This is a genomic window from Kitasatospora sp. NPDC059722, from assembly GCF_042733235.1.
GTDB lineage: Bacteria > Actinomycetota > Actinomycetes > Streptomycetales > Streptomycetaceae > Kitasatospora.
The window spans coordinates 1-1,916 of record NZ_JBHWGD010000272.1 but is presented as its reverse complement, the minus strand read 5'-3'; the positions used below and the strand labels follow the sequence as shown (position 1 = coordinate 1,916).

Annotated in this window: 1 pseudogene; it reads right to left on the bottom strand. The window is 79.9% G+C overall.

Annotated elements, in window-relative coordinates:
* Positions 1 to 212: 212 nt before the first annotated feature.
* Positions 213 to 1,916: pseudogene (locus tag ACFV4F_RS43210) on the bottom strand (hypothetical protein); the annotation flags it as partial.

The following is a 1,916-nucleotide window of genomic DNA, read 5'->3' as shown; positions in this document are numbered from 1 at the left end:
CGCCCGCCCCCCCACCCGGCGGTGCGCGGGGGCCCCCCCTCCCCCCTCCCCCGGCCCCCCCCCGGGGCGCGGGGGCCCCCCGCGGCCGGAGACCACCCCCGTCGGCCTCCGGCCGGCGCGGCCCCGCCCCGGTGCTCCCATCGTCCCGAGAGTGCCGCGGCGCTGTCGCCGTCCTTCGGCGTGGGCCGAAAAAGGACGATCTGCAGCCGACTTCAGGAGGCCGTCACGCGCAGACCGACGAGCAGCGTGCCGCCGTCGGGGGTGACGGCCAGGACGCGGCCGCTGCGGTGCCACAGGGTGACCGCCCCCGCGTGGTGGCGGATGCCCACCGGGGTACCGGCCGCGCCCGGGAAGCCGGCCGTGAAGGCGGGCGTCGCGCCGGAGCCGGCACCGGCGCGGACGTGGGCGCCCGTCGCGTCCGTCGCGGTGTACGCCCACCACGCGCCGTCGGTGCGCGCCTCGCCCTCGCCGTCCACCTCCAGGGAGACCGATCCGCTCTCGCCCGTCCAGCGGAGCGCGCCCGGCCCGACGCTCAGCAGACGGCCGTTGGCCAGCGGCTGCGCCGCGACCCGGTCGTCCTCCTCCAGTCCCAGGCGACGGCGCAGTTCCCAGCTGGGCTGGTCCCAGCGCCAGAGTTCGGCCCGGCCCGGTGTGCGGCCGTCGGAGCGGGTGCGCACCAGCGCGGCGCAGCTGGTCGCCGAGCGCACCACTGGGCCCGACAGCCGCTGGTCGTGGCCGAGTTCGCGCCACACGACGGTGGGGCGCGGGGTGTGGGTGTCCAGGACGGTGATGCCGTCGTCGTCCGCCGTGAGCAGGTGGCGGCCGTCGAAGGACGGGACGATCTGGCGGGTCCGCAGCGTCGTCCACGGGTGGGGGGTGCGGGTGGCGAGGTCGAGGCGGACGAGTTCGTGGACGTCGCCGTAGTGGGCGACCAGGAGCGCGGTGCCGCCGTGGTCGGCGACCACGAGCTGGTCGGCGGGCACGTCCCAGCGGGCCCGGGTGCGGCCGTCGGGGGCGAGCAGCCGGACGCCCGCGTGCCCGCAGGCGACCAGGACCGAGCCCGAGCCGAGCCGGACGGCGTCGAGGACGGGGAGCGTGCCGGGGCGGTCGGGGGCGGTCAGGTGCGGTACGCCGGCCACGCTGTGCTCGGCGCGGCGCAGGCGGGGCAGGTCGACGGCGGCGAACGGGTCGGCGCGCTTCAACAGCCGCTCGTGGAGCAGGTGTTCGGTGTGCGCGTCGCGCGTGCCGTCCGGCCGGCCGAAGCCGCCGGCCCGGATGACGGCGCGGAGCGCGGCGGTGGTGAGCTCGCGGTCGACGGCCGGGTCTGCGGCGGGGAGGTCGGCGAGGGCGGCGGCGAGGGCGAGGCTCCCGGCGGCCTCGTCGCCGCCGTCGAGGAGGGCGCGGGCGAGTCGACGGGTGGCGTCTCCCGCGCCGAGGGCGAGCAGGTGGGCGAGGGCCCGGCCGCGGACGGGCCCGCCGAGGGCGACGGCGTCGCGCAGGTCGGCGGCAACGGTCGGGCGCAGGACGGGGTCGGGCCAGGCGGCGGCGACGGCGCCGAGCCGGTCGCCGCGGGAGCGGCAGTGCTCGACCCAGGCGGTGCGCAGGTCGCGGGCGGCGGCCCGGTCGGTGTCGGCGAGGCGCTCGACGGCGCGGGCGAAGGCGCCGCGGCGGTGGGCGGTGCGGACGGCGCGGTCGCGGTCGCCGGCCCGCCACCAGAGGCGGACGATCAGGTGGGCGGCGAGGCGGCGGCCCTCGGCGAATTCGGCGGCCTGGGCGGCGCGGTCGTGCCGGGCGAGCAGGGCGACGGCTTCGGCGGGGGCGTCGAGGAGGTCGGCGAGGACGAACGCGGCCTCGTCGAGCCCCCCGTCGCCTTCGAGGGCGCGGGCGGCCTCGCGGGAGAGGTCGGTGTGGTACGG